This window comes from Streptomyces sp. JNUCC 63, assembly GCF_054366325.1.
Genome location: NZ_CM135963.1, coordinates 5,459,837 through 5,483,990, shown reverse-complemented (window position 1 = coordinate 5,483,990; position 24,154 = coordinate 5,459,837). Strand labels below are relative to the sequence as shown.

At 73.8% G+C, this 24,154-nt stretch carries 19 protein-coding genes, 3 tRNA genes and 1 pseudogene; 14 read left to right on the top strand and 9 right to left on the bottom strand.

Annotation, left to right across the window (positions count from 1 at the left end; genetic code table 11):
* Positions 1-278: 278 nt before the first annotated feature.
* From ACX25U_RS25150 to ACX25U_RS25125, 6 genes are all read left to right on the top strand, one after another.
* Positions 279-3,248 carry a glycoside hydrolase family 35 protein gene (locus tag ACX25U_RS25150; RefSeq protein WP_454383312.1) on the top strand — a complete coding sequence of 990 codons (2,970 nt, stop codon included), beginning with the start codon at positions 279-281 and terminating at the stop codon, positions 3,246-3,248.
* A 170-nt stretch (positions 3,249-3,418) separates the two neighbouring features.
* Complete coding sequence (locus ACX25U_RS25145) at positions 3,419-4,672, top strand: MAB_1171c family putative transporter (RefSeq protein WP_454383311.1); 1,254 nt, start codon at positions 3,419-3,421, stop codon at positions 4,670-4,672.
* Positions 4,673-4,770: 98 nt separating this feature from the next.
* On the top strand, positions 4,771-5,277 hold the full coding sequence (locus tag ACX25U_RS25140) for a toxin (protein WP_454383310.1): 507 nt from the start codon (positions 4,771-4,773) through the stop codon (positions 5,275-5,277).
* Positions 5,274-6,443: an MAB_1171c family putative transporter gene (locus tag ACX25U_RS25135; RefSeq protein ID WP_454383309.1), complete on the top strand. Its 1,170-nt coding sequence runs from the start codon at positions 5,274-5,276 to the stop codon at positions 6,441-6,443. The genes ACX25U_RS25140 and ACX25U_RS25135 overlap by 4 nt, the downstream gene beginning before the upstream one ends.
* A gap of 88 nt (positions 6,444-6,531) precedes the next feature.
* Positions 6,532-7,707 (top strand): MAB_1171c family putative transporter, encoded by a 1,176-nt coding sequence (locus tag ACX25U_RS25130; RefSeq protein WP_454383307.1) that lies wholly within the window; start codon positions 6,532-6,534, stop codon positions 7,705-7,707.
* A gap of 26 nt (positions 7,708-7,733) precedes the next feature.
* On the top strand, positions 7,734-9,140 hold the full coding sequence (locus tag ACX25U_RS25125; RefSeq protein ID WP_454383306.1) for an NAD(P)/FAD-dependent oxidoreductase: 1,407 nt from the start codon (positions 7,734-7,736) through the stop codon (positions 9,138-9,140).
* Positions 9,141-9,487: 347 nt separating this feature from the next.
* Here ACX25U_RS25125 and ACX25U_RS25120 read toward each other — a convergent pair whose 3' ends face one another.
* From ACX25U_RS25120 to ACX25U_RS25110, 3 genes are all read right to left on the bottom strand, one after another.
* Positions 9,488-10,333: an SMP-30/gluconolactonase/LRE family protein gene (locus ACX25U_RS25120; protein WP_454383305.1), complete on the bottom strand. Its 846-nt coding sequence runs from the start codon at positions 10,331-10,333 to the stop codon at positions 9,488-9,490.
* On the bottom strand, positions 10,330-11,103 hold the full coding sequence (locus tag ACX25U_RS25115) for an IclR family transcriptional regulator (protein ID WP_454383304.1): 774 nt from the start codon (positions 11,101-11,103) through the stop codon (positions 10,330-10,332). The genes ACX25U_RS25120 and ACX25U_RS25115 overlap by 4 nt, the downstream gene beginning before the upstream one ends.
* Before the next feature lie 115 nt (positions 11,104-11,218).
* Positions 11,219-12,454, bottom strand: coding sequence for a PucR family transcriptional regulator (locus ACX25U_RS25110; protein ID WP_454383303.1), 1,236 nt, complete (start codon positions 12,452-12,454; stop codon positions 11,219-11,221).
* Positions 12,455-12,764: 310 nt separating this feature from the next.
* Between ACX25U_RS25110 and ACX25U_RS25105 the strand changes: the two genes are divergently transcribed.
* Positions 12,765-13,370, top strand: a complete 606-nt coding sequence (locus ACX25U_RS25105) for a hypothetical protein (protein ID WP_454383302.1) — start codon at positions 12,765-12,767, stop codon at positions 13,368-13,370.
* On the opposite strand, the pseudogene ACX25U_RS25100 reads toward ACX25U_RS25105, so the two are convergent.
* A pseudogene (locus tag ACX25U_RS25100) lies at positions 13,360-14,231 on the bottom strand (ATP-grasp domain-containing protein). The gene ACX25U_RS25105 and the pseudogene ACX25U_RS25100 sit on opposite strands and share 11 nt — an antisense overlap.
* Positions 14,232-14,432: 201 nt before the next feature.
* Between ACX25U_RS25100 and ACX25U_RS25095 the strand changes: the two are divergent.
* The 3 genes from ACX25U_RS25095 to ACX25U_RS25085 all read left to right on the top strand — a co-directional run bounded on the left by ACX25U_RS25095 (position 14,433) and on the right by ACX25U_RS25085 (position 18,406).
* Positions 14,433-15,878: an acyl-CoA synthetase gene (locus tag ACX25U_RS25095; RefSeq protein WP_454383301.1), complete on the top strand. Its 1,446-nt coding sequence runs from the start codon at positions 14,433-14,435 to the stop codon at positions 15,876-15,878.
* Positions 15,871-17,232 carry a carboxyl transferase domain-containing protein gene (locus ACX25U_RS25090; protein WP_454383300.1) on the top strand — a complete coding sequence of 454 codons (1,362 nt, stop codon included), beginning with the start codon at positions 15,871-15,873 and terminating at the stop codon, positions 17,230-17,232. The genes ACX25U_RS25095 and ACX25U_RS25090 overlap by 8 nt, the downstream gene beginning before the upstream one ends.
* A 133-nt stretch (positions 17,233-17,365) precedes the next feature.
* Complete coding sequence (locus tag ACX25U_RS25085; protein WP_454383299.1) at positions 17,366-18,406, top strand: rod shape-determining protein; 1,041 nt, start codon at positions 17,366-17,368, stop codon at positions 18,404-18,406.
* Between the two features lie 416 nt (positions 18,407-18,822).
* Here ACX25U_RS25085 and ACX25U_RS25080 read toward each other — a convergent pair whose 3' ends face one another.
* Positions 18,823-19,764, bottom strand: coding sequence for an anti-sigma factor RsbA family regulatory protein (locus tag ACX25U_RS25080; RefSeq protein ID WP_454383298.1), 942 nt, complete (start codon positions 19,762-19,764; stop codon positions 18,823-18,825).
* Positions 19,761-19,937: a hypothetical protein gene (locus ACX25U_RS25075; protein ID WP_454383297.1), complete on the bottom strand. Its 177-nt coding sequence runs from the start codon at positions 19,935-19,937 to the stop codon at positions 19,761-19,763. The genes ACX25U_RS25080 and ACX25U_RS25075 overlap by 4 nt, the downstream gene beginning before the upstream one ends.
* 439 nt (positions 19,938-20,376) lie before the next feature.
* Between ACX25U_RS25075 and ACX25U_RS25070 the strand changes: the two genes are divergently transcribed.
* Together ACX25U_RS25070 and ACX25U_RS25065 are read left to right on the top strand one after the other, a co-directional pair.
* Positions 20,377-21,084, top strand: coding sequence for an ANTAR domain-containing response regulator (locus tag ACX25U_RS25070; protein WP_454383296.1), 708 nt, complete (start codon positions 20,377-20,379; stop codon positions 21,082-21,084).
* An 81-nt stretch (positions 21,085-21,165) separates the two neighbouring features.
* Entirely contained in the window at positions 21,166-21,330 is a 165-nt protein-coding gene (locus ACX25U_RS25065) for a hypothetical protein (protein ID WP_454383295.1), read from the top strand.
* Between the two features lie 191 nt (positions 21,331-21,521).
* On the opposite strand, the gene ACX25U_RS25060 is transcribed toward ACX25U_RS25065, so the two are convergent.
* From ACX25U_RS25060 to ACX25U_RS25050, 3 genes are all read right to left on the bottom strand, one after another.
* Positions 21,522-21,598: transfer RNA gene (locus ACX25U_RS25060), tRNA-Ile, on the bottom strand.
* A 189-nt stretch (positions 21,599-21,787) separates the two neighbouring features.
* Positions 21,788-21,860, bottom strand: a tRNA-Asn gene (locus ACX25U_RS25055).
* Positions 21,861-21,865: 5 nt separating this feature from the next.
* Positions 21,866-21,938 (bottom strand) — tRNA-Asn (locus tag ACX25U_RS25050).
* 145 nt (positions 21,939-22,083) lie between these two features.
* Between ACX25U_RS25050 and ACX25U_RS25045 the strand changes: the two genes are divergently transcribed.
* Together ACX25U_RS25045 and ACX25U_RS25040 are read left to right on the top strand one after the other, a co-directional pair.
* Positions 22,084-22,386: a YtxH domain-containing protein gene (locus ACX25U_RS25045; RefSeq protein WP_454383293.1), complete on the top strand. Its 303-nt coding sequence runs from the start codon at positions 22,084-22,086 to the stop codon at positions 22,384-22,386.
* A gap of 160 nt (positions 22,387-22,546) precedes the next feature.
* Entirely contained in the window at positions 22,547-24,001 is a 1,455-nt protein-coding gene (locus tag ACX25U_RS25040; RefSeq protein ID WP_454383292.1) for a xylulokinase, read from the top strand.
* The last annotated feature ends 153 nt before the right edge of the window (positions 24,002-24,154 follow it).

The following is a 24,154-nucleotide window of genomic DNA, read 5'->3' as shown; positions in this document are numbered from 1 at the left end:
CTCTCCGGCCATTCACACCGGCCCTGGCATCCACGGAAAGACCACGGTTCTCCCACGCCTCCGGCTCCCCCGCCGGTCGCCGTACCGGCCCCGGCAAGGCCTCCACCACGACCGTCCCCGCCTTCGCCGCGCCGCCCCCTGTCGAACAGCCGGTTCCAGAACCGCCCGTACCGCGTAATCCGCCGGCGCCGGGATTCCCGTGCGGCCACGCGGGGTCCGGCTCCGGGGAGAATGGCGGCACCCGCGCCCCGTATGATCGCCGCCCGGGAGGCACACCTTTGGCGCTCAGCAGACGTTCATTCAGCGCCCTCGCGGGCACCGCCGCGCTCGGACTCGCCCTGGGTGGCGGCAGCGGCGGAACGGGGGCGCCCTCGGCCTACGCCACGCGCTCCGTGCCCACGGGCCCGCCGCCGAAGCCGCCGAGCGCCGACGGGCGGCGGCACACCGTCGGCTTCGACCGCTACTCGCTGCTGGTCGACGGCAGGCGGCTGGTGCTGTGGTCCGGTGAGATGCACCCGTTCCGGCTGCCCAGCCCCTCCCTGTGGCGGGACGTGCTGCAGAAGATGCGCGCGTACGGCCACAACGCCGTCAGCGTCTACGTGGCCTGGAACTACCATTCGCCCGCCCCGGGGCGGTACGACTTCACCGGCGTACGGGACCTGGACCTGTTCCTGCGGACGGCCGCCGAGACCGGGCTCTACGTCGTCCTGCGGCCCGGTCCGTACATCAACGCCGAGGTCGACGGGGGCGGCTTCCCCGGCTGGCTGACGGCCACCGAGGGCAGTGCCCGGACCTCCGACCCGGCGTACCTCAAGCACGTCGACGAGTGGCTGAGCCACGTGAACACCATCGCCGCCCGGCACCTGTTCACCCGGGGCACGGGCACGGTGCTGCTGTACCAGATCGAGAACGAGTACGACGCCCACGTGGACGAGCCGGCCGGGCGCGCCTACATGAGCCACCTCTGCAAGAAGGCGCGCGCCGACGGCATCGACGTGCCCCTCTTCCACAACGACAAGGGCAGGAACGGCTACTGGACGCCCGGCTCCTTCGACACCGGCGGCGAGAAGGGCGGTTGGCTGTACGGCTTCGACGGGTACCCCTCGCCGGACCGGACCCCGCCCGACTGGGGGTACTTCGGGACGGGCGGGAGGACCGGCGGGGCGAGTGCCAGTCCCCGTACGCCCGGGTTCATGCCGGAGTCCGGGGGCGGCTGGTTCGACGCGTGGGGCGGGGCCCCGTTCGAGGGCAAGGGGTACGCCGAGGTGCGGCGCACCCGGGACGCGGCGTACGAGCGGCGCTTCTACCTGACCCACCTCGCCAACGGCATCACGGTCCACAACGTCTACATGGCCTTCGGCGGCACCTCCTGGGGCTGGCTGCCCGCGCCGGTCGCCTACACGTCGTACGACTACGGGGCCGCCCTCGACGAAGGCCGCCGGCCCACCGGGAAGCTGGTGCCGATGCACCAGATCGGGCACATGCTGCAGCGCGTCCCCGACTTCGCCAAGCTGGACCGGGCGGACGATGTGAAGGTGCCCGGACTCAAGGCGTACCACCTGCGGAACCCGGACACCGGCGCCCATGTCCACGTGCTGCGCAACGACGGCGACAGGGAGGTCTCCTCGACGCTGCGCGCCGCCGGCGCCGACCTGCCGGTGACCGTGCCGGCCCGGGACGCCCGGCTGATGGTCACCGGACTGACACTGGGGCGGCGCAGGGTGCGGTACTCCACCGCGCAGCCGATGCTGTTCCTGACCGCCGGGCGGCAGGACGTCGTGGTGTTCTGCGGGCGGCAGGGCGAGATGGCGCGGGTGGTGCTGGAGTGCGCCGAGGAGCCCCTGGTCACCCGGCTGAGCCAGCAGGCCGCGTACGCCTACGACCAGGGCCTGCTGCGCATGACCGTTCCCCTCGGGGCCGGGGGGCTGATCGGGGTCCGGGTGGAGGACGACGGCAACGAGCGGCCGCTGCTGCTGCTCTTCGCCGACGAGGCGACCTCGATGCGCCTGTGGCCGTACGACACCCCGTCGGGCTCCCTGCTCGTCCACGGCCCCGCGCTGCTGCGCACCGCCACCGTGCGCGGCTCCACCGTGCACCTCACCGGTGACACGGTCACGGAGAGCGCCCTCGAGGTGTGGGGGCCGCGCGGCATCGACAGCCTGGTGTGGAACGGCCGCGTGGTGCCCGCGTCGGTCACCGGCTCGGCGAGCGTGCGCGCCCACGCGCCGCTGCCCGGCGTGCCCGAGGTGAGGCTGCCCGCACTCGGCGACTGGCGGACGCGCACGGAGAACCCCGAGGCCCGGCCGGGCTTCGACGACTCGGCCTGGCAGGTCGCCGACCGGACGTCCTCGTACAGCACGACGCCCGTGCCGAAGGGGCAGCCGGTGCTGTTCGCGGACGACTACGGCTTCCACTACGGGGACGTCTGGTACCGGGGCACGTTCACGGACGCCACCGGCATCGAGTCGGTCTCGCTCGCGTACAGCACGGGCACGCAGGGGCTGCTCATGGCCTGGCTGGACGGCCGGCCGCTGGGCACGCACCGGATGCCCGTGCCGGACAGGAGCACGGTCCGGAAGGGGAGTTGGGCGGACACGGCGGTCTTCCCGGTGGACCCGTCGCCGCGCACGTCCGGCCGGCACGTGCTGTCGGTACTGGTGCGGCGGATGCAGCACGACCAGGACGGCGGGGCGCGGGACACCCACAAGGCGGCGCGCGGGCTGACGGCGGTCACCTTCGGCGGGGGCGCGCCGAAGGTGCGGTGGCGGATCCAGGGCGAGGCCGCGCCCGACCCGGTGCGCGGGCCCCTGAACAACGGCGGGCTGTACGGGGAGCGGGAGGGCTGGCACCTGCCCGGCTTCCCGGACCACGACTGGGAGCGGGTCGCCTTCCCGCGGGCGGTGCGACGGCAGGGCGTGACGTGGTACCGGACCACCTTCCGGCTGGCCGTGGACCCAGGTGTGGACGCCTCGGTCGGGCTGACGCTGGAGGACGACCCGCACCGGGCATACCGCGCGCAGATCTTCCTCAACGGCTGGAACCTGGGCCAGTACATCAACGACGTGGGCCCGCAGCACACCTTCGTCCTGCCGAACGGCATCCTGCGCACCCGGGGCACCAACACCCTGGCCCTCGCGGTCCTTTCGGAGCTCACCACGCCGTCGGGGCCGGGACAGGTGCGACTGACGCTGCTGGGCGCGGCGGCGGGCGGCGTGCCGGTGACGCCGGTGGATTCGCCGGGGCGCTGAGCGGAGGCAACGCCCGGTCCCCGAGCGGGTCGACCAGTGTGTGCACACGATGCGACAGGCAACGGTCGTTCCCGTTCGGACAACGGTCGTCGGATCACATGACGCGGACAACTCCGGCCGCGTAGGCTCGGACGACCGCTCAACGGGAGGCGGTCAGGAGGAGTGTGGTGATGGACTTACCCGGGTCGGCCGCCGGGCCCGTCCGGCTCGCCCTGGATCCCGCCGTGCTGGCCGGCCAGTCCTCCATCTCCTTCTGGATCCCGGCCGCGGTGCTCACCGCCGCGCTGATGATCAAAGTGCCCACGATCATCCGGCTGTGGCAGGACCCGATGCTGCGCGCGGTCGGCGGACTGCTGCTGCTCGCCTGCGCGGTGTTCGTGTTCGTGGCGCCGTCGACGATTCGCTGGACCAACCGGGTCACGGGCGTGCCGAACATCTCGGCGCCCTGGGTGTACTCGCTGCTCACCGCGTTCTGCGGATCCTGTCTGCTGCTGATCATCGCCTGGCGGAACGGGCTGTCCGACCGTTCGGCCGCGACCCGGCGTGCCATGCGCTGGGTGATCTCGGTCTACTCGGGGGTGATCGTCGCGCTGTGGGTGCTGTTCGCGCTCGCCGACGTGCCCGTGGAGCGGCTGCGGGACCTGGACACGTACTACGCCAACACCCCGTTCATGCGCGAGGAGATCCTGCTCTACCTGCTCGCACACTCCGTGGCCGTGCTCATCACCTCGCGGGTGATATGGAACTGGGTGCGCACCGACGGGCTGGACGTCTGGCTGCGCTGCGGGCTGAAGTCGCTCGGCGTCGGCTACGGCCTCAACCTGCTGTTCGACGCCTCCAAGCTCACCGCCGTGATGGCCCGTTGGACCGGGCACGACCTGGACTGGCTGAGCACGGGCGTGGCGCCGCCCGTCGCCTGTGTGTCGGCCATCCTGATCGCGGTGGGCTTCATCCTTCCGCACGCCGGCCAGTACCTGCACGACCGCTGGCGCGTCCGGATCGCCCACCGCGAACTGCGGTCGCTGTACCTGCTGATGCGGACCGTCAACGGCCGGGGGCCGACGCTGCTGCCGCGCGGCGGTCCGGAACTCAGGCTGACCCGGCGGGAGACGTTCATCCGCGACGTGCTGCTGCCGCTGGCCCGCCGTATCGACGAGGAGCTGCACCGGCGGGCACACCGGGCCGCGCTGGAACTGGAGTTCGCGCCGGAGGAGGCCAGGGCGCTGGCCGCCGCGGTGGCGATCCTGGACGCCGTGGAGCGACGGGAGCACTCGCCCGAGGGCGACGGTGGCCGCGACCGCGACACCACGGAGCTGCTGCGGGAGATCGGCGCCGTCTCCCGGGCGCTGCGCCGCCCCGACCGCATCGCGGCGGTACGGCTGCGGGCCGCGGCGCCGGCGGGGAGCGTGCCGGTTCATGAGTGACCGCGGCGCAAGGACCTTTCCCCATCGCCCGGTGCCCGGGGATGATGGGGGCAGGCGTGAGAGATCCACGGGGGAGTGCGGTGCGTAGGAAAAGGGAGATGCGGCGGCTGGCCGATGCGCTCATCGACCCCATCCGGGTGCCGGTTCCCGCCGACCCCGAGACGCTGTTCGCCGCGCTCGTCGACTCCGTCAGCGCCTGGCGGGGCCGCCGGGTCGTGGTCCGCCGGGAGGTCTTCCCGCCGCACACCGCCAGCGGGCTGTGGCTGGAGGGCGAGACGCGGGACGTGGTCGTGGTGGACCAGCGGGCCGCCGTGTGGCACCAGATCGTGATCTTCTGTCACGAGGTGTGGCACATGAGCCGGCGGGTCGCCGACGCGGACGCCGCGCCCGCCGCGGGACCGCCCCGGCCGGTGGCGGCGCGCACCGACTTCAGCCTGGCCGACGAGCAGGAGGCCGACCGGTTCGGCATGCTGATGGGCCGTCGGCTGCGGGCCTGGCTGGATGCGCCGGCGGACTCGGTGTCCGCCGCCGGTGCCGACGACGGACAGGACCTGGCCGGACGCATCGGGGCGGCGCTCAACTACCGTGGGACTCGGGGAAGATGAGCGGCCTGATCAACTACGTCAGCTGTGGTGTGCTGTGGCTGGGCCTGGTGGTGAAGGCCCCGGACCTGTTCCGTCACCGGCGTGACCCGTATCTGCGGGCGATCTGCGCGGTGCTGGGCCTGGCGGGTTCCTGTTTCCTCCTCGGGGCCCCGCCGACGGTGGGCGCGGTCAACCGGCTCAGCGGCGTCGCGAACCTCGCCGCGCCGCTGACGTACGCGTCGATCACCGCCTACAGCGCGGCCTCCCAGGTCCTCATCGTGTACTGGCGGGGCGGCGAGCGGGTGCACCGGGTGGCGCGGCGCTGGATCGTGGCCTACGCGCTGGTGCTGGTCGGCATCGCCACCACCTTCGCGCTCGGCGAGGCGCCGGTGGAGCGGCGTACCGACCTGGACACCTACTACGCGACGACGCCGTTCATCGCCGAGATGATCGTGCTGTACCTGGTGGGGCACCTCGCCGCCGTCAGCGTCACCACGGTGTCCTCGGTGCGGTGGGCACGCGAGGTGGGCGGCTGGCTGCGCGCGGGGCTGCTGGTCCTGGGGCTGGGCTCGCTGTGCGGCGCCGGGTACAGCGTGACCAAGCTCGTCGCCGTGGTCGCCCGCTGGTGCGGGCGGGACTGGTCGGGGCTCGGTACGAACGTCTCGCCGGCCGCGGCCGGGCTGGGTGCGCTGCTGACGTCGGTGGGCATCCTGGTGCCATTGGCCGGGCCCCGGCTGACGGAGTGCCGGCGGGCCTGGCGGACATACGCGCGGCTGGAGCCGCTGGAGCGCGAGCTGGACGGCGTCCTCACCCGCCGCTGCCTGCGGCTGCCCCGGCCGCGCTGGGCGTCCCCCACCACGCGGCTGATGTGGCGGCAGACCAGCATCCACAACGCGCTCAGCTATCTGGACGCGTCCTTCGACCGCTCCCTGTACGAGCGGACCCACGAGGCGGTGCTGGAGACGACCGGCGACAAGGAGCGCGCCGAGGCCGCCGCGTGGGCGGCGGTCATCGCCGCGGCGGTACGCGACGACCCCGCCGCCCCGCCCTCCGGCGTCCCCGCCCGTCTGACCGCCCGGACCCCGGGCCCCTCCGACCTCCTCCACATCGCCGACGCCCTGACCACACCCCCGCCCGCCCCGCCCCGTCGCATTCCCGCCGGCCCGGCCCCCACGGGCACGGCATGAACGGTTCCGCAACAGCCCGCCCGCCGCGGCGCGCAACGCGCGCGCGAGGAACGACCTCACGCGGAGCCGCCGTGCGGAGGTGGCCGGGGTGAGTCTCGTCGTATATCTGGCGGCCGGGATTTTCGGGATGTCGGCCGCCGTGTTACTGCGCGGGCCGCGTACCGCCGTGCGGGATCCGCTGACCGTGTCCACGTGTGCGGCGATCGTGCTCGGATCGCTGGTGTTCGTGTGTTCGGCTCCGTTGACGCTGGCGGCGGTGAACCGGCTCACCGGTGTTCCCAACTTCGGGGCGCCGCTGACGTACGGGATGCTGTCCGCGTACAGCTGCTCGTTGCTGATCCTGCTGATCCACTGGAGGGGCGGGCCTCCGGAGCGGGTGCGGCGGATGGTGTTGCGGAGCATCGCCGCGTACGGGCCGCTGGTCGTCGTGATCGTCGGGCTGTTCGCGCTGGGCGACGCCCGTACCGAGCGGCTCACCGACCTGGACACGTACTACGCCAACACGCCGTATCTGCGCGAGATGATCCTGCTCTACCTGGTCGGGCACAGCGCGGCGACGCTGACGATGTGCGTCCTGTGCGTCAAGTGGAGCCGCGAGGTCACCGGGCTGCTGCGGGCCGGGCTGCGGCTGATCCTGGCCGGGTCGCTGCTGGACGTGGTGGGCTTTCAGCTGACCAAGTACACGGCCGTCGTGGCGCGTTGGTCGGGGCACGACCTGGACGTGCTGTCCACGAAGGTCGCACCGCCGATGGCCTCGCTCGGCGCGCTGCTGTGCTCCGCCGGCTTCGTGCTGCCCAGGCTGCTCCCGGCGGTGCTCGCACAGGCGCGCGGCCTGCGGGACTACCGGCGGCTGGGCCCGCTGTGGACGCGGGTCCGGCTCGGGTCCACCGCGCCCAAGCCGCCGAGCTGTTGGTGGCAGCTGCCCCAGGCGCGCCTGCAGTGGCGCGAGGTGTCCATCCACGACGCGCTGCTGGGCCTCGCCCCGTACTTCGACGACCGCGTCCGCGAGCGCGCGCTGGCCGCCGCCCGGCGCGCGGGCCGCACCGCGCACGAGGCCCGGATCGCCGCGGAGGCGGCCATGCTCGCCGACGCCGTGCGCCGCGCCGCCGCCCGCGAGGAGCCGCTCGCGGCGCCGAGCGGCTACCGCCTCCACGCCACGGAGGTGTCAGGAACCAGCGGGCTGGTGGAACTGGCGCAGGCGCTGGTCCACTCGTCCGCCGAAACCGCCGTACGAGAAGGAACGGTGAGGACCTCCCATGGCTGAGCCCATGGCCGACTCCGAGGAGCCCCATGACCCCTGGTCACCGCAGAGCCGTCGTCATCGGTGCCGGACTGGCCGGCATGCTGGCCGCGGCGGTGCTGTCCGACGCCGTGGACGACGTGGTCGTACTCGACCGCGACGACCTGCCCGAGGGGCCCGAGCACCGCAGGGGGCTGCCGCAGGGGCGCCACGCCCATCTGCTCATGGCCGGCGGCCTGGCCGCGATGGAGGAGCTGATGCCGGGCGGGAGCATACGGCAGCGGCTGCTGGCCGCGGGTGCCCGGGAGATACCGCTGGGCCACGGCATGGTGGTCCTGACCCCCGAGGGCTGGCTGCGCCGCTGGCGGCACGACGGGCCGAAGATGCTCAGCTGCACGCGCGCGCTGCTGGACTTCACGGTGCGCTCCACCGTCCTCGCCCGCACCGGCGTTGAAATCCGCAAGGTCCAGGCCGTGGGCCTGGCCGGCGACGTACGGCGCGTGCGCGGGGTGCGGGTCGCGACCGCCGCCGGGGAGGAGGAGCTGGCCGCCGACTTCGTGGTCGACGCGAGCGGGCGCGGCTCGCGGGTCGTCACCTGGCTGCGGGAACTCGGGATCACCGGGGTGCGGGAGCGGACCGTGGACGCCGGCCTGGTCAACGCCACGCGCGTGTACCGTACGCCCGCGGGGGCCGAGCAGTTCCCGCTGACGATGGTGCAGTCCGACCCGTACGGGTCCCGGCCGGGCCGCAGCGGCATGGTGCTGCCGATCGAGGACGACCGCTGGATGGTCAGCCTGGCCGGCTCGCGGGGCGGCGAGCCGCCGTCGGACCCCGAGGGGTTCCTGCGCTACGCCCTCGACCTGCCCTCCCCGATCGTGGGCCGGCTGGTCTCCGGTGCCGAGCCCCTCACCGACGTGTACGTCAGCCGCAGCACCAGCAATGTCCGCCGCTACCTGGAGAAGCTGCCGCACTGGCCGGAGGGCTTCGTCGCCCTCGGCGACGCGATCGCCACCTACAACCCGGCCTACGGGCAGGGCATGTCGGTGGCCGCGTTCCACGCCCGGCTCCTGAACGACGAGCTGCGCCGCTCCGGCCCTGACGGTCCCGGTCTGGCCCGCCGCGTGCAGCGCGGCGCCGCCCGCCCTGTCGACGCGGCCTGGACGGCGGCCGTCGGCCAGGACGTCTGGTACCCGGACAGCCGCGGTGCCCGGCCCGGCCTCGCCGACCGGCTGGTCACGTCCTACAGCCGCCGCCTGACGAGGGCGGCCACCGGCTCCTACCGCGCCGCGGCCGCCCTCTGGGACGTCACCAGCATGCGCACCGGCCCCGAGCGCCTGCTGCGCCCCGACACCCTGCTCACCGTCCTCAACGGGCCTCTGCTGCCGCCGCTTTCCGGGCCTCCGCTGACGGTGTCCGAACGCAAGATCGTGGAGGAACTGGACCAAACGGGGGGCTGAGGCCGCACGGCCGACGTGGGCCGGGACGACCTCGGCCTCCCGAACCGGCCCGCGGCAGACCGGCCCCGCACGACCGGGTCGACGGTGGGCCGTGGCCACCCCGGGCTCCGCCCGCGCCGTTGGGTTCGGGGGAGGAACCCCGGGGACATGACCTCCCCCTCACCGCGATGAGCGGACGGACGGGAAAGCGGGGTGCAGGGGGCGGAATCCCCGCCGGGGGCCGGGGCGGCTCCGGCCTCCCGGACCGGCCCGCGCGACCCGGTCGGCGGGGTCGTGGTCACCCCGGGCGTCCGGGGCGCCGGAGGAGTGGCGCCAGGGGCCGGGCGGGACGGCCGCGGAGTCGGAGGTCAGCCTGCGAACGCCGGTTGGGGCAGGCCCCGGCCCGCGTCCCGTACCACCAGGACCGAGCCGGACAGGGGGTGTGGTGCCCGCAGGCCCGTGCGGGCCGTGGTGACGTAGAGGTCGGTCAGGCCGGGGCCCCCGAAGGCACAGGCCGTGGGGCGGGGGACGGGGAGCGGGAGCACGCGGTCCAGGGTGCCGGTGGGGGTGTAGCGGCGGATCGCGGCGCCGTCCCACAGGGCCACCCAGACGCAGCCGTCGGCGTCGACCGTGAGGCCGTCCGGGAAGCCCGCGCCCTCCTCGATCCGGGCCAGGGGCCGCCTGCCGGTGGCCCGTCCGCCGTCGAAGTCGAAGACGTCGATCCGGCGGGTCGGCGAGTCGACGTAGTACATCAGACGACCGTCGGGGCTCCAGCCGGTGCCGTTGCTGACCGTCGCGTCGGGCAGCACCACCTCGGCCGTGCCGTCGCCGGTGAGGCGGGTGAGGGTGCCGCCGCCCGGGGCCTCGTCGTAGCGCATGGTGCCGACCCACAGGGAGCCGTCGGGTGCCACGGCGGCGTCGTTGCCGCGGCGGCCGGGGACCGGGTCGAGGTGCAGCCGGCGGAAAGTGCCGTCGGGGTCGACCAGGCCCACCCCGTCGCGCAGGTTGAGGACGAGTCCGCCACCCGCGCGGGGTTTGGCCGCGCCCACGTGCTGCTCCGTCGTGCGGACCGTGCGGCGGCCCGAGGCGGGGTCGTGGGTGTGCACCCGGCAGGAGAGGATGTCGACCCAGATCAGCCGCCCGGCCGCCGTGTCCCAGGTCGGGCCCTCGCCCAGTTCCGCCCGCGCGCGGACCGCGACCTCGTACGCCGTCATGCAACGCCCCGGTGTCCGAGGCGCTCCGACAGTTCGGCGGCGCCCTTCGCGGCGAGCTGTTCCAGCTCCGCCCGGCGCTCCTCGCTCCAGCGGATCATGGGCACCGAGATGGACAGGGCCGCGACCACCTGCCCGGTGCGGTCGCGCACCGGCGCGGCCACGCACGAGACGTCCGGGTTGGACTCGCGGCTCTCCACGGCAATGCCCCGCCTCCGGATCCCGCCCAGGGCCTCGCGCAGGGTGGCCGGGTCGGTGATGCTGTTCGGGGTCATCGCGGCCAGCTCGGCCCCGTCCGGGATGCGCGCGGCGAGCTCCTGCTCGGGCAGGGAGGCGAGCAGCATCTTGCCGACCGAGGTGCAGTGCGCCGGGAGGCGGCGGCCGGCCGCGGACACCATGCGCACCGCGTGCGTGGAGTCGACCTTGGCGATGTAGATGACGTCGGTCTCCTCGAGGATCGCCACGTGCACGGTCTCGTCGCAGGTCTCGGCGACCGAGCGGGCGACCTGCCGGCCCTCGGCGGCGAGGTCGAGCTGCTCGGCGTAGCGGCTGCCGAGCTGGTACGGGCGGACGCCGAGCCGGTAGCGTCCGGGCTGTCCGGTCACCGGGACGATGTACTTGCGGGCGGCGAGCGTGGTGACCAGCTCGTGCACCGTGGTGCGCGGCAGTTGCAGCCTGCGCACGATGTCGGGGGCGGAGAGCGTCCCGTCCCCGTCCAGGAAGAGCTCGAGTATGTCGAGAGCCCGGGTCACGGCAGGTACGAGGCGTCCCACGACCGGTCCCCTCCCTTGAAACCAGGCCTGTTCGAAATATCAACAGACGGTCGGCATGACGAACACAGGCTAGTCACCGTGGGGTGCCCGGGCAATGGGCGGGACGGGGCCCGGCCTATTGCCGCGCCCTCGGGTCCCCCAGTTCCCCGCGCAGCCGCTGGGCCCGCAGGACCAGTTCGAGCTCGAAGCGCCGGTCGGGGTCGTCGATCTCGTCGCCCCACAGCTCCCGGATCTGCCGCAGCCGGTACCGCACGGTCTGCGGGTGGACGCCGAGCCGCGCGGCCACCTCCGGCGCTCCGCCGCGGGTCTCCAGCCAGGCCAGCAACGTTTCCGCGAGCCGCCGCCCGTGCGTGGGCCCGCAGTGCGCCAGTGGGGCGAGGCAGCGCAGCGCGAGGTCGTCGATCAGCTCCTCCGGCTGCAGCAGCACCAGCGCCCTGGTGTGCTCTGTGCAGTGCAGCACCTCCCCGGCCGGCAGCAGCCCGCGTTCCATCAGCCCCACGGCCGCCGCGGCCCAGCGCAGCGACTTCGCGGCGTGGGTGAGCGCGACCGGCGGCCCGATCGCCCCCGCCCAGCCGGTCAGCGCCCGGTGCAGCAGCTCGGGCCGGCCGGCCGCGTCCGGATCGGGCACGACCATACGGGGCTGCTCGCACTCCATGTCCAGCAGCACCTCCTGACCCACCGCGGGCGCGACCGCCTCCCGGGCCGGGCGCAGCAGCACGCCGACGGCGACCCTGCGGGGCAGCGGCCAGCCGATCCGCGCGGCCCGTTCGGCGAGCGCGTCGGCGTCGTCGCCGCGGTGCCGCTCGGCGAGCAGCAGCTCCATCAGCCGGCGCTGCAGCCGCAGGCGTTCACCGGCCTGCCGGGCGGCGGCCTCGGCGTAGCCGCGTACGGACTGGTCGACCAGCCCGTCCAGGTACTCGTAGCCGGCGTCGACGAGTTCGTACATCGCGGGCGGTGGGATCTCGACGCGCTGCCCGATGTCGGCGAAGCGACGCCAGGCCAGGCGGACGCCCATGCGGTAGATCGCCTGGAGGGAGTCGAGGGTGCGGCCGTGCAGGCCCTCGCCACGGCCGAACTCGTGGAAGACGCCCGGCGGGGCGGTGGGGCGGCCGCCCGGGTCCCGCGCGCTCTCCAGGTGTCGTACGAACACCTCGATGGCGCGACGGATGCCGACCAGGGCCATCGGCTCGCCGCTGCCGTCGAGGACGACCGGCAGGTGCGGGTACGCGCGGCGGATCTCGCGCAGGATCTCCTCGGCGAGCTCGGGCGCCTCGGCCAGGGCGATCGCGGTGAACCGGCGCACCTGCGGACGGGGCACGCCGTGCCAGGCGGACCGGGGAGTGGCGGGCACTCGTCAACTCCCCCGACCGGCTTGCTCGCAGGTGATCAGTGAGGTGTTCGGCCCCGGCCCGTCGGTGCGGGCGTCGAGCGGCGCGACGATGCCGCGCGCGGCGGCGGGCGGTCTGGACATCGCAGGGTCAGCCTCTCCGTCCGAAAAGCCGGTCCGGAGTGTCAGTCCGGCGGTCGCCCCACCCCGGGTCCCACCCCTGCCCGTCGTCAGTCAGTGTCAGCAGGGCATGACACGCCGTCAAGGTGCCCGTACTTCCTGTCTCTCTTCCTTCCGGGCGGCCGCCGCCCGGCCGGGTCCCGGGTGGGCGACGATGGATCCCATGCCGACGTCCTCCGGAAAGCGCCCCACCGGTCCCTTCACCCCGCTCGACTTCCAGCTGGTGCTGCTGCGCCGCATGGCCGACCACAATCCGGACCTGGTGGAGGACGCCCGCCGCACGCTGGGCGTCTCCCTCGCGGACATGCGGGAGGCCAACAAGCGTTGGCAGGCGATGGCCCGCTCCCCGCGGTCCCGCCCGGCGGCAAGCCGCTACCGCTCCGTCCTGGGCGAGCCGGAGTCGACGACCGCCCGCCGCGTCGGCAACCTGGACTGCGAGGCCCGCCGGTGGCCCGTTCCCCTCTGGCCCGACCTGCGCTTCGAGGTGCTGGTCGCCCCCAGCGGCCAGGTCTGGAACGAGTGGCTGGTCCGCGCCCCGGGAGTCGAGGGCCCCGACCTGCGCACCACCGACGACCTCGTCCCCTGGTCCTGCACGGTCGACGAGGCCGTCCGCGCCTTCGCCCCGGCCCGCCCCCTGGAGGGCACGGCCCCGACCCGGTGGGGTCTGGCGTTCGAGGCCCCGGACGCCCGGGGCGTACGCCGGCAGGTCGTGGCGGAGTTCACCTGGGGCCTGTTGCAGCGGACGCGGATCAGCGACTAGCGGCGGCGAGGACCGCCTCGGTCACCGGGGCGACGGACTCCGGGTGCAGCCACAGGAAGAGATTCGGCTCGACCAGCTCCAGCTCCATCACATGCGGCTCCCCGTCCTCCCCGTCCACCAGGTCGACACGGGCGTACAGCAGCTCAGCATCCCCGGGAACGGCGGCCAACGCCCGCTCGGCGACGGCGAGTTCGGCGCCCGTCGCGGTCCACGGCCCGAGATCCGGATGTGCCACCTTGTCGGCGTCGTAGGCCGTTCCGGGCGTCAGCACGGCCCGCTTGCGGCTGGCGTGCAGCAGCCGGCCGCCGAAGAACTGCAACGCCCGCTCCCCGCTGACGTCGATGCGCGAGAGATACGGCTGCACCATCGCGGTCAGCCCCTCCTCGTGCATCCGCGCCACCTGCGCCGCCGCCGTCTCCCGCTCCCCGGGCGCGTACCGGGCGGCGAGCCGGGCGCCGGCCCCGACGGTCGGCTTGACGACGAACTCACCGCCCTCGGGAAGCCGGACGGCGTCCTGGGGCGCGAGGTACCGGGTCGGCACCACGGGCACTCCGGCCGCCGCGAGGTCCCCGAGGTACCGCTTGTCGGTGTTCCAGCGACCACGTCCGCCGGATTGGCGATCCGCGTCACCTTCGCGCACCGCTCCACCCACGCCATGAACTCCTCGGCGCGCCGGCTGTAGTCCCAGGTGGAGCGTATGAGCACCAGGTCGAACCCGCCCCAGTCGACCCCCGGGTCGTCCCAGCACACGGCCTCCGCCTCACCTCCGGCCGCCCGCAGCGCCCGTACCAGCCCACCCAGATCACGGTCCTTGCCCGGCTTCCCTCCGGGGTCGTAGGTGGCAAGTGCGACACGGGGCACGGCGGACTCCCTCTTCGTACGGCTTCGTACAGCGGTTCGGGCGGAGACTACCCGCCGTGGCCTGTGCGGTGGCCGACGCGGCGTCGGCATGAAGTGACCAGGGCGACATTCCCGCGGCGGCGAACGGCGTCAGTCTTGGGTAGGACGGAGGTGTCGTCCCCCGGACGGCACGAGAGTCGCAGAGTCGCTAGGAGTCGCCGCGTGTCCTCTCTTTTTCCGGCCCTGACGGGCGATCCCGGTGAGCAAGTCGCCCTGCGGTTCGGCGACCGGTCGTTGACGTATGCGGAGCTCGCGGCGGCGGCCGGGGCGGTGGGCGCGCGGGTGCGCGGGCAGGGACGGGTGGCCGTCTGGGCGACTCCGGGGCTGGAGACGGCCGTCGGGGTGGTGGGCGCGCTGCTGGCCGGGGTGGCCGCCGTGCCGCTCAACCCGAGGTCCGGGGAGAAGGAGCTCGGGCACATCCTGGGCGACAGCGCGCCCTCGGTGGTGCTCGCGGCGGCCGGGGACGAGCTTCCGGCCGCGCTGTCCGGGTTGGAGCGTGTGGACGTCGATGTGCGCGCGGGCGGTCCCGTTCCCGAGGATCGCGCCGGTGACGGCGACCCCGCGCTGGTCGTCTACACGTCGGGCACCACCGGCCCGCCCAAGGGCGCCGTCATCCCCCGCCGGGCCGTCGCCACCACGCTGGACGCGCTCGCCGACGCCTGGCGGTGGACGGGCGAGGACGTGCTGGTGCACGGATTGCCGCTGTTCCATGTGCACGGGCTGGTGCTGGGCGTCCTCGGGCCGCTGCGGCACGGCGGGGCCGTCCGGCATCTGGGGCGGTTCACGACCGAGGGCGTCGCGCGGGAGCTGAACAGCGGCGCGACCATGCTCTTCGGCGTGCCGACCATGTACCACCGCGTCGCGGAGGCGCTGCCCTGGGACCCGGAGCTGGCCAGGGCACTCGCGGGGGCGCGGCTGCTGGTCTCCGGATCGGCCGCGCTGCCCGTGCACGACCACGAGCGGATCGCGGCCGCGACCGGCCGGCGGGTGATCGAGCGGTACGGCATGACCGAGACGCTCATCAACACCAGCGTGCGCGCCGACGGCGATGCGCGCGCGGGGACGGTCGGGGTGCCGCTGCCGGAGGTCGAACTGCGGCTCGTGGAGGAGGACGGTACGGAGATCACGGCGTACGACGGGGAGACGGTCGGCGAGATCCAGGTGCGCGGCCCGAACCTGTTCACCGAGTACCTGAACCGTCCCGACGCGACGGCCGCCGCGTTCACCGCCGACGGTTTCTTCCGCACCGGGGACATGGCGGTGCGCGACGGCGACGGCTACGTCCGTATCGTCGGCCGCAAGGCCACCGACTTGATCAAGAGCGGCGGTTACAAGATCGGCGCGGGTGAGATCGAGAACGCGCTCCTGGAACACCCGGGGGTGCGCGAGGCCGCCGTCACCGGGGAGCCGGACCCCGACCTCGGCGAGCGGATCGTCGCCTGGATCGTGCCGGCGGATCCGCAGTCCCCGCCGGGAGTCGAGGAGTTGGCCGATCACGTGGCCCGGCGGCTCGCACCGCACAAGCGGCCCCGCGTCGTCCGCGTCCTCGACTCGCTGCCCCGCAACGACATGGGGAAGATCATGAAGCGGGCGCTGACGCATGGCTGAGCGGGCTGAGCGGCTCTCCGCCCGGCAGGCCATCGCCCTCGTCGCCGACGACTTCCGTGAACTGCCCGATGGCGCAAGGGAGCCGGGGCCCGACGGCCCGCTCGGCTGGCAGGGCTACGACGCCGCGCGCGCCCGTGCCGCCGAGCGCACCGGCGAGCAGGAGTCCGTGGTCTGCGGCACCGCGCACGTCGAGGGCACCCGGGCCGTGCTCATCGCCTTCGAGTTCGGCTTCCTCGGCGGCTCGCTGGGCCGGCACACCGGCGACCGGCTGGAGGCGGCGTACGCCCATGCCCGCGAGCACCGCCTGCCGGTCGTCCCGCTGCTCGCCACCGGGGGCAGCCGGATGCAGGAGGGCATGCTCGCCCTCACCCAGCTCCAGCGCGTGGCCAGGCAGTCCGCGCTCACCCGGGAGGCCGGTCTGCCGCAGATCGCGGTGGTGCGCGACCCGACGACGGGCGGCGGCTGGGCGACCCTCGGCGCCGGCGCCGACGTGGTCCTCGCCCTGCCCGGCGCCCAGGTCGGCTTCGCCGGCTCCCGGGTCCGGCCGCCGGACGCCGACCCGGCGGTCTACACCGCACAGGCGCAGCTCGCGGCCGGCGCGGTGGACGCGGTCGTACGGCCGGAGGAGCTGCGCCGGACGCTGGGGCTGTGGCTGCGGCTCCTGACGAGCCCGTCCGCGGCGGCCGCCCCGCCTCCCCGGGCCCTGTGCACATCCGGCCTCCCCGCCACCGGCTGGGAGGCCGTCGAGCGGGCCCGCGCTCCCGGACACCCGCGCGCCGAGCGCTACCTGGACGCCTACTTCACCCGGCGGGCGGCCGTCCGGGGTGACCGCTGCGGTGGCGCCGACGACGGGATGCTGTGCGGTTTCGGCGAGCACGAGGGCCGTACCGTCGCCTACGCCGCCCAGACCGGCACCGCCACCCGGCCCGCCGGCTACCGCGTTGCCGCCCGGCTGATCCGGCTCGCGGACCGCCTGGGCATTCCGGTGCTGACCCTGGTGGACACGCCGGGCGCGGCGAACGACGCGGAGGCCGAGCGGCAGGGCGTCGGCGCCGCGATCGCCGACCTGTTCGGCGCGGTGGCGTCCGCCCGTACGCCCCTCACCACGCTGGTGATCGGCGAGGGCGGCTCGGGCGGCGCGCTCGCCCTGGCCGCGCCCGGCAACACCTGGGCCACGCCGGACAGTTACTTCTCGGTGATCGCCCCCGAGCTCGCCGCCGCGATACTCAAGCGTCCGCCCGAGCAGGCGCCGGCCACGGCCGACCAGCTCCGGATCCGCCCCCAGGACCTGCTCGAGCTGGGTGTCGTCCGGGGGATCGTCGGCCACAAGACACACCCCCTATATGACACATAATCATAAAATTCACTCGTTTGGCCGCACCACTCCCGGCCCCCCAGAACAGGCGCCCCCTCCCCCGCCCCCGCACGATGCCAAAGAGGCCGCCGCCCGGCGGCCGCGACGGTCCGCGCTCTCGGGAGGATCCGCCATGGCCGCCAGTCTGGAGCAGTTGCGCCGCTGCCACTTCGCCGTCGATCTGGGAGCGGCCCGGACCCGTGTGTACGTCAAGGGCGCGGGGATCGTCGTCGACCAGCCCTCGGTCGCGGCGGTGAACACCCGCAACGGCGCCCTGATCGCGGTCGGGGACTTCGCGGAGCGGATGACCGGCCGCACCCCGGGCTACATCCGCGTGGTCCGCCCGGTCTCCGGCGGCACGGTCGTCGACATCGAGATGGCGCAGCGCATGCTGCGGCACCTGCTCGGTGAGGAGATGCGCCGCACCCTGCGCCGCAAGACCCGGCTGCGGGCCGCCGCCTGCACCCCGCACGACTCCGATCCGCTCGCCCAGCGGGCCACCGTCGAGACGCTGATCGGGCTCGGCGCCCGCCGCGTGGAACTCGTCGACACGCTGATCGCCGCCGCCGTGGGCTGCGGGCTGCCCGTGGAGCGGCCCGAGGCCACCATGATCATGGTGTGCGGGGCCGCGGCCACCCAGGTGGCCGTCCTCTCGCTCGGCTCGATCGTCACCGCCGAACGCATTCCCGTCGGCGGGGAGGCCATCGACCACGCGATCGTGCAACACCTGCGCCACGCACACGCGTTGCTGCTGCCCAGCCAGTCCGTACGGCCGCTGCAGCTGGCCCTGTCCGGCAACGGGCTGACCTCGGACGGCCCGGTCTCCACCGAGATCCACGGGCGGGACGTGGCCACGGGCCTCGCCCGGTCCGTCCGGATCGACACCGCCGCCGTACGGGACGCCATCCAGACGCCGCTGACCGCCGTGCTCGACGGCATCTACAAGGTGCTGCGCGAGTGCCCGCCGGACCTGGTGGCCGACCTCGCCGACCGCGGGATCATGATGGTCGGCGGCTCGGCCCTGCTCCCGGGCCTGGACCAGATGCTGCGCGAGGTGACCGGCATGCCGGTGCACATCGCCGATCGCCCCGAACTGTGCGCGGTCCAGGGGCTGGGCGCGATGCTGGAGGGCCGGATCGAGCCACTGATCCTGGACCCGCTGGGCACCAACTAGGCGTATGCGCCCGCGGTCAGGGGGTTGGCGACTGCTCGTCGGGGAGTGTGTACAAGGTCGGTTTCGCTCGATCGTGTGATGGTCGGCTGCCTGCCCTGCGGTGTGCTGGGCCGGTCGGGGTGGCGTTGCCGTGCGATCCGGGACGCCGGGTACGGTGCCGGCGTGCGGGGCCCCTGCTCCACCAGCGAGATGGTTCAGGGCCTCCCCGTCGCCTCTGGCCGTACCCACATGGCCAGGTCGTCAGGCGCGTACATCAGCAGCCTCCGGCTGCGGGCCGCCCGCCCGGCCCGGACCACGGACACGATCCGTGTCGCCGCCCGGGACGCGGCAGCATCCATCAGCGACCTCCGGTCGCGGAGGACGACCAGTGCGCCCACAACCGTTCGGGGCGTGCGGCTGATCAGGCTCACTCCTGCTCAGCCCTTAGGAACGGTGAACCAGCAGCGGACCGTCGTGCCGTCCTCGCCGGAGTGCACGCGGACCAGGTCCGCGACCAGGTTGACCAGGAGCAGTCCGCGGCCGCCGCGCTGGTCGCGGACTGCGGGCCGGCGGCCGGCCAGCGGATCGTCCAGGCGGCCCCGGTCCCGTACCTCGCACAGCACGTACCCGTCCCGCGCCCACACCCGCAGCTCGCCCGAACCGCCGCCGTGCACCACGCTGTTGGTGGTCAGCTCGGCCGTGACCAGGGCCAGGTCCTCCAGCCGGATGCCGGCCAGCCCGAGCCGCGCGCCCTCGGCGGTGGCGACGTGCCGGGCCTGCGGCAGGGTCTGCTCCGTGAAGGGGAACGACAGCGCGTCCGGCACGACCGGCAGCGGCTCGTTGTAGTGGGCGACGACGTGCTCGGGGGCGTAGGCGGCGCTCTCCCGCTGCCCGGCGGAGCCGGAGGGGATGACGACGGGGTGGGTGGCGTGGGCGTCGGCGAGGGTCCGCTCGTCGAGGCGGGTGGCGTCGTACGGGCACAGGATGGTGACCTCGCGGCCCTGGAACGCCGCGTTGATCAGCGCCTCGTGCTGGGCGCAGGCAGGGTACTCGGCCCGTGTCCGGCCGGCCCAGATCGGCTCGCCGATGATCCGCACCCGGCGGCCGGCCGGCTGGGCGTCGGCGAAGGCGCGCAGCACCCCCGGGATGATCCGGCCCGGGTTGCGCCCGGCCTCGCGCATGTCCAGCAGCCGTACGGCGCCGGCGTCCGCGCCCAGCGCGTCCTCGATCAGCCGCAGGTTCTCGCCGGGGACGGCCACCGCGACCGGCTCACCGGACCGGAGCCCCTCGCGTACGAAGGGCACGGTGCCCGCTAGGTACTCCCGCTCGTCCCGGTAGAACAGGGCGGGGTGGACGAAGGGCTTTGCGGTCGCGGTCATGCCGTCGACACCCCCATCCCCGACAGGCCGGGCCAGCACATCTCCAGTATCCGGCGCAGCACCATACGGCGGTCCGGCTCGAGCCGCCGTACGGCGTCCGCGAGTACGCAGGCGCCGGTGACGAAGGTCACGGCCGACAGCTCCGGGTAGTACACGTCCTCACCTTCGCGCACCGCCCGCAGCCCGCTTCGCCGCGGCAGCGGACACACCTCCGGCTCCAACGCCGCGCCATCTGCCGGAACCCGCCTCCGGCCCGGGATGTCCACACCGTCTCCTTGCCGTCCCGGGACACGCCGAGGACACCTTCGAAGGCATGTCGCACCTTGTCGTCCGCGTTTCGGGACCCACGTCCGTTTACCCGCCATGGCGCGGATCCCACGGCCGCGGCCTCCGGCCGACGGGGCACACCCGGCTTCCCCTTCCCCCGCACCCCACGGACGGGAATCCCGCGTTCCCCCCTCGCGTGTACACCGCGGGGAAGCGGGCAGGCGCAAGGCAGCACCGCCGGGACTCCGCGGACCTCGTCTCGCCCGCGGCGTGCGTCGGACGTGGACCGGCGGGGACAGGGAACGCGACGTCGCGAGGACTGCCGGGGACGAACAAGGCGGGGACATGACCTCAGCGGAACCACAACCTCTCGCACGACGGCTGAACACTCCGGGCGACACGCTCACCATCGACATGCGCACGGACGTCGGCGGCCGGGCGGCGCTCACCGCACGCGGGGAGCTGGTCCAGGGCTGTGCCCAGACCCTGGCCAAGACGCTCGCGGAGCTGCCGCCGGGCACCAGCCGGGTCGATCTGGACATGTCCGGTGTGACCTTCATGGACACCGCGGGGCTGGATTTCCTGGACATCCTCGACGACCACGGCCGACGTCAAACGGTCCAGGTGACCGCGACCGGCTGGACGGGCCAGCCGCGCCGCATCCTGGAACTGGCCGGTCTGGACACCACCGATCCCCTGCACCCGTCGGCCGGCGGGGCGGGACCGGGCCGGCCGGAGCCGCCGGTCGCCTCCGCGGTGGCCCTGGAGCGGTCGGAGCGGCTTCTGCAGCTGCAGGTGGAGGTCGAACAGCTCCGCCGGGCCATCGCTTCCCGCCCTGTGATCGACCAGGCCCGCGGCATCCTGATGGCCGTTCACGCGTGCACGCCGGAGCAGGCGTGGGACATCCTCCGGGAGACCTCCCAGCGGTCCAACACCAAGCTGCGCACGGTGGCCGCCGCGGTCACCGAGGGCGCCCGGAGCGGCGGTTCACCGCCCCCGGCGGAGATACGTACGGCTCTGCGCACGGCGATCGCGCACAGCTCCGACGTGTGAGAGGCGCGGCGGTGGCGGAGTGTGTTCCGGGGTACCCGGTGTACGGACGAGTGACCAGCCCCGTCCGCAGGAGTCACCACCATGAGAGAGCACACCCCTTCCCAGGCCGAGGGCGAACGCGACGACACCGACACCCGGCGCACCGCCGAGCCGCCGGACACGCCGTACCCGACCCCTTCCCAGGCCGAGGGCGAACGCGACGATCTGCCCGAGACGGCCGACGCCGCCGACGACGACAGTCCCTGACGGACGGAAGACCCCGGTCCCTGACGGCATGTAGCCCGACCGCGTGATCCCCATTCCTCCGTCCGGGTGAAAACACCCCCGACACGCACCGGCGGCCCCCGGATCGACTTCCGGGGGCCGCAGACTTGGTCGAAGCGAGCCGATCTGACCCGCGAAGCCACAGGTCAGATCGATTCTGCGCGGGTAGCTCCTGGTGGGGCGGGTGGGACTCGAACCCACGGCCGACGGATTATGAGTCCGCTGCTCTAACCGGCTGAGCTACCGCCCCGTCGCGGCGTGTCGCGTACAAGTGTGCGCGCCGTCTGCCGCAGCATAGCCGCTCATACGATCTCCTGCTCCGGATGGTCGTCTTCCGCGGCCCTTCATGACCTTGAAGGACTTCACCGCTGCCGCGGCGGTTCCCACGGACATGAGTCCGGGCATGAAAAAGGACCCCGGAGGGTCCTCGTTCACCAGGCTCCCCCGACTGGACTCGAACCAGTAACCTGCCGGTTAACAGCCGGCTGCTCTGCCAATTGAGCTACGGAGGACCGAGCTCCCCCGACTGGACTCGAACCAGTAACCTGCCGGTTAACAGCCGGCTGCTCTGCCAATTGAGCTACGGAGGAAGGCCTCGTTGCATCGAACGCACCTACCTGGGTATTCGCCAGGGGGCGAGCGCTCGCTGCGACACATACATTAGCGCAAGCAGGGGGGTGCTCCGCCAATCAGTACCCCGCGTGTGATCTCGAGGCAAGGGAAGGGTGGCCACCCATGCGTTACCGGCTCGCGTTCTTCGCAGGGCTCGCCGTGGGCTTCGTGCTGGGCACGAGGGCCGGGCGCGAGCGCTACGAGCAGATCAAGAAGTCCGCCCGTCAGGTCGCCCAGAACCCCGCGGTGCGCAACACCGCCGAGAGCGCGGCCCAGCAGGGCCGCCAGTTCGCGGGCAAGGCCTACCACACGGTCAGCGAGAAGGTCGGCGGCCACGTCCCCGAGGCGGTGGCCCACCGCATGCGCACCCTGCGCGCCCACACCAACGGCACCCCCGAGGACGACTGGGGCACGAGCAACACGTGAACGGCACCTTGTAAGCACCGGCCACAGCCACTTCCTCAGGGGCGCGGGGAACTGCGCGATCAGCCACAGAGCACCCGCACCCGCCACACAACCCGCATGCCCCACGGCGCCGAGGCGCCCACGGCCAAAGCAAGCGCAGCGATACGGCAGAATTTTGGCCATGGGGATAGTCGCCGGGTTGGACAGTTCGCCCGATTTCACTCGTATCGTCGTCTGCGACGCGGACACGGGCTCCGTGCTCAGGCAGGGATATGCCCCGCACCCGGTGGAGAACCCCCAGGGCGGCGGGCGCCCCGCCGACGTCGACCCGCAGGCCTGGCTGCTGTCCCTCGGGGAGGCCGCCGGCGGCGGGCTCCTGGAGGGCGTGCAGGCGATCGGCGTGTCGGCGCAGCAGAACGCGCTGATCCCGATCGACGCCCAGGGCGCCACCGTCCGTCCCGCGCTGGTCGGCGGCGACCGGCGGGCCCAGGTCGCCGCGGCCGATCTGATCGACGCGCTCGGCGGCCGTGAGGCCTGGGCGCAGGCGGTCGGCTGCGTGCCGCAGGCCTCGCTGCCGGTGACCAAGCTGCGCTGGCTCGCCAAGAGCGAACCCGAGGCCGCCCGGCGCACCGCGCTCCTGCTGCAGGCGCACGACTGGCTGGTGTGGCAGTTGCTGGGCCGCCCGCTGCGCCGCACCACCGACCGCGGCGGCGCCTCCGGCACCGGCTACTGGTCAGCCGCCACCGGCGCCTACCGCCCCGACCTGGTGGAGCTGGCACTCGGCCACCAGGCCGCGCTCCCCGACGTGATCGGCCCCGCGGACGCGGCCGGTACGACCCCGGAGGGGCTGCTGATCTCGGCCGGGACCGGGGAGACCATGGCCGCCGCCTTCGGGCTCGGGCTGGGGCTGGGCGACGCCGTGGTGTCGCTGGGCGCCTCCGGTTCGGTGATGGCGATCCACCCCGAGGCCCTCGTGGACCGGGCGGGGGTGATCACCTCACTGGCCGACGCCACCGGCATGCACCTTCCGGTCGTGACCACGCTGAACGCCGTGCGGGCGCTGCGCGGCACCGCCGAACTGCTGGGCCTGCCCGACCTGGAGGCCCTGTCCGACCTGGCGATGAAGTCCACTCCGGGCTCCCACGGGCTCGTCCTGCTGCCCTACCTGGAGGGCGAGCGCACCCCCAGCCTGCCGCACACCGCCGGAACGCTCGCGGGTCTCAGGCGCGAGTCGATGAAGCCGGAGCACCTGGCGCGGGCCTCGTTCGAGGGCATGCTGTGCGGGCTCGCGGACGCGCTGGACGTGCTGCGCGGCCGGGGTGTGGAGGTGCGCCGTGTCTTCCTGCTCGGGCCGGCCGCCGAGCTGCCCGCCGTACAGGCCGCCGCGCCCTCGCTGTTCGGGGCGCAGGTCGTCGTGCCGCAGCCCGCGGACTACGCCGCGATCGGCGCCGCCCGGCAGGCCGCCTGGGCGCTCGGCGTGTCGCAGGGCACCCTGGACCCGCGCACCCCGCCGGTCTGGCAGGGCGCGGTCGCCCAGGTCCTGGAGCCCGGCGAGGATCTGGCGGTGGGCCAGGCGGTGCGCCAGCAGTACGTGTCGGTGCGCGAGCAGATCCATCCGGGGGCGTTCCAGGCGTAACGGTCCCCCATATGAGGGTATTTGAGACATGCCGCCCATGGCCGGGCGGGCCTCGGCCGTTGGCCCGCAGCCGATTTAATCGGTTGAGGTAACACGGGTGGAGTGTCCGACGATAGGGGCCAGGGGACATGACCGCCCCCATCGCCGACTCGA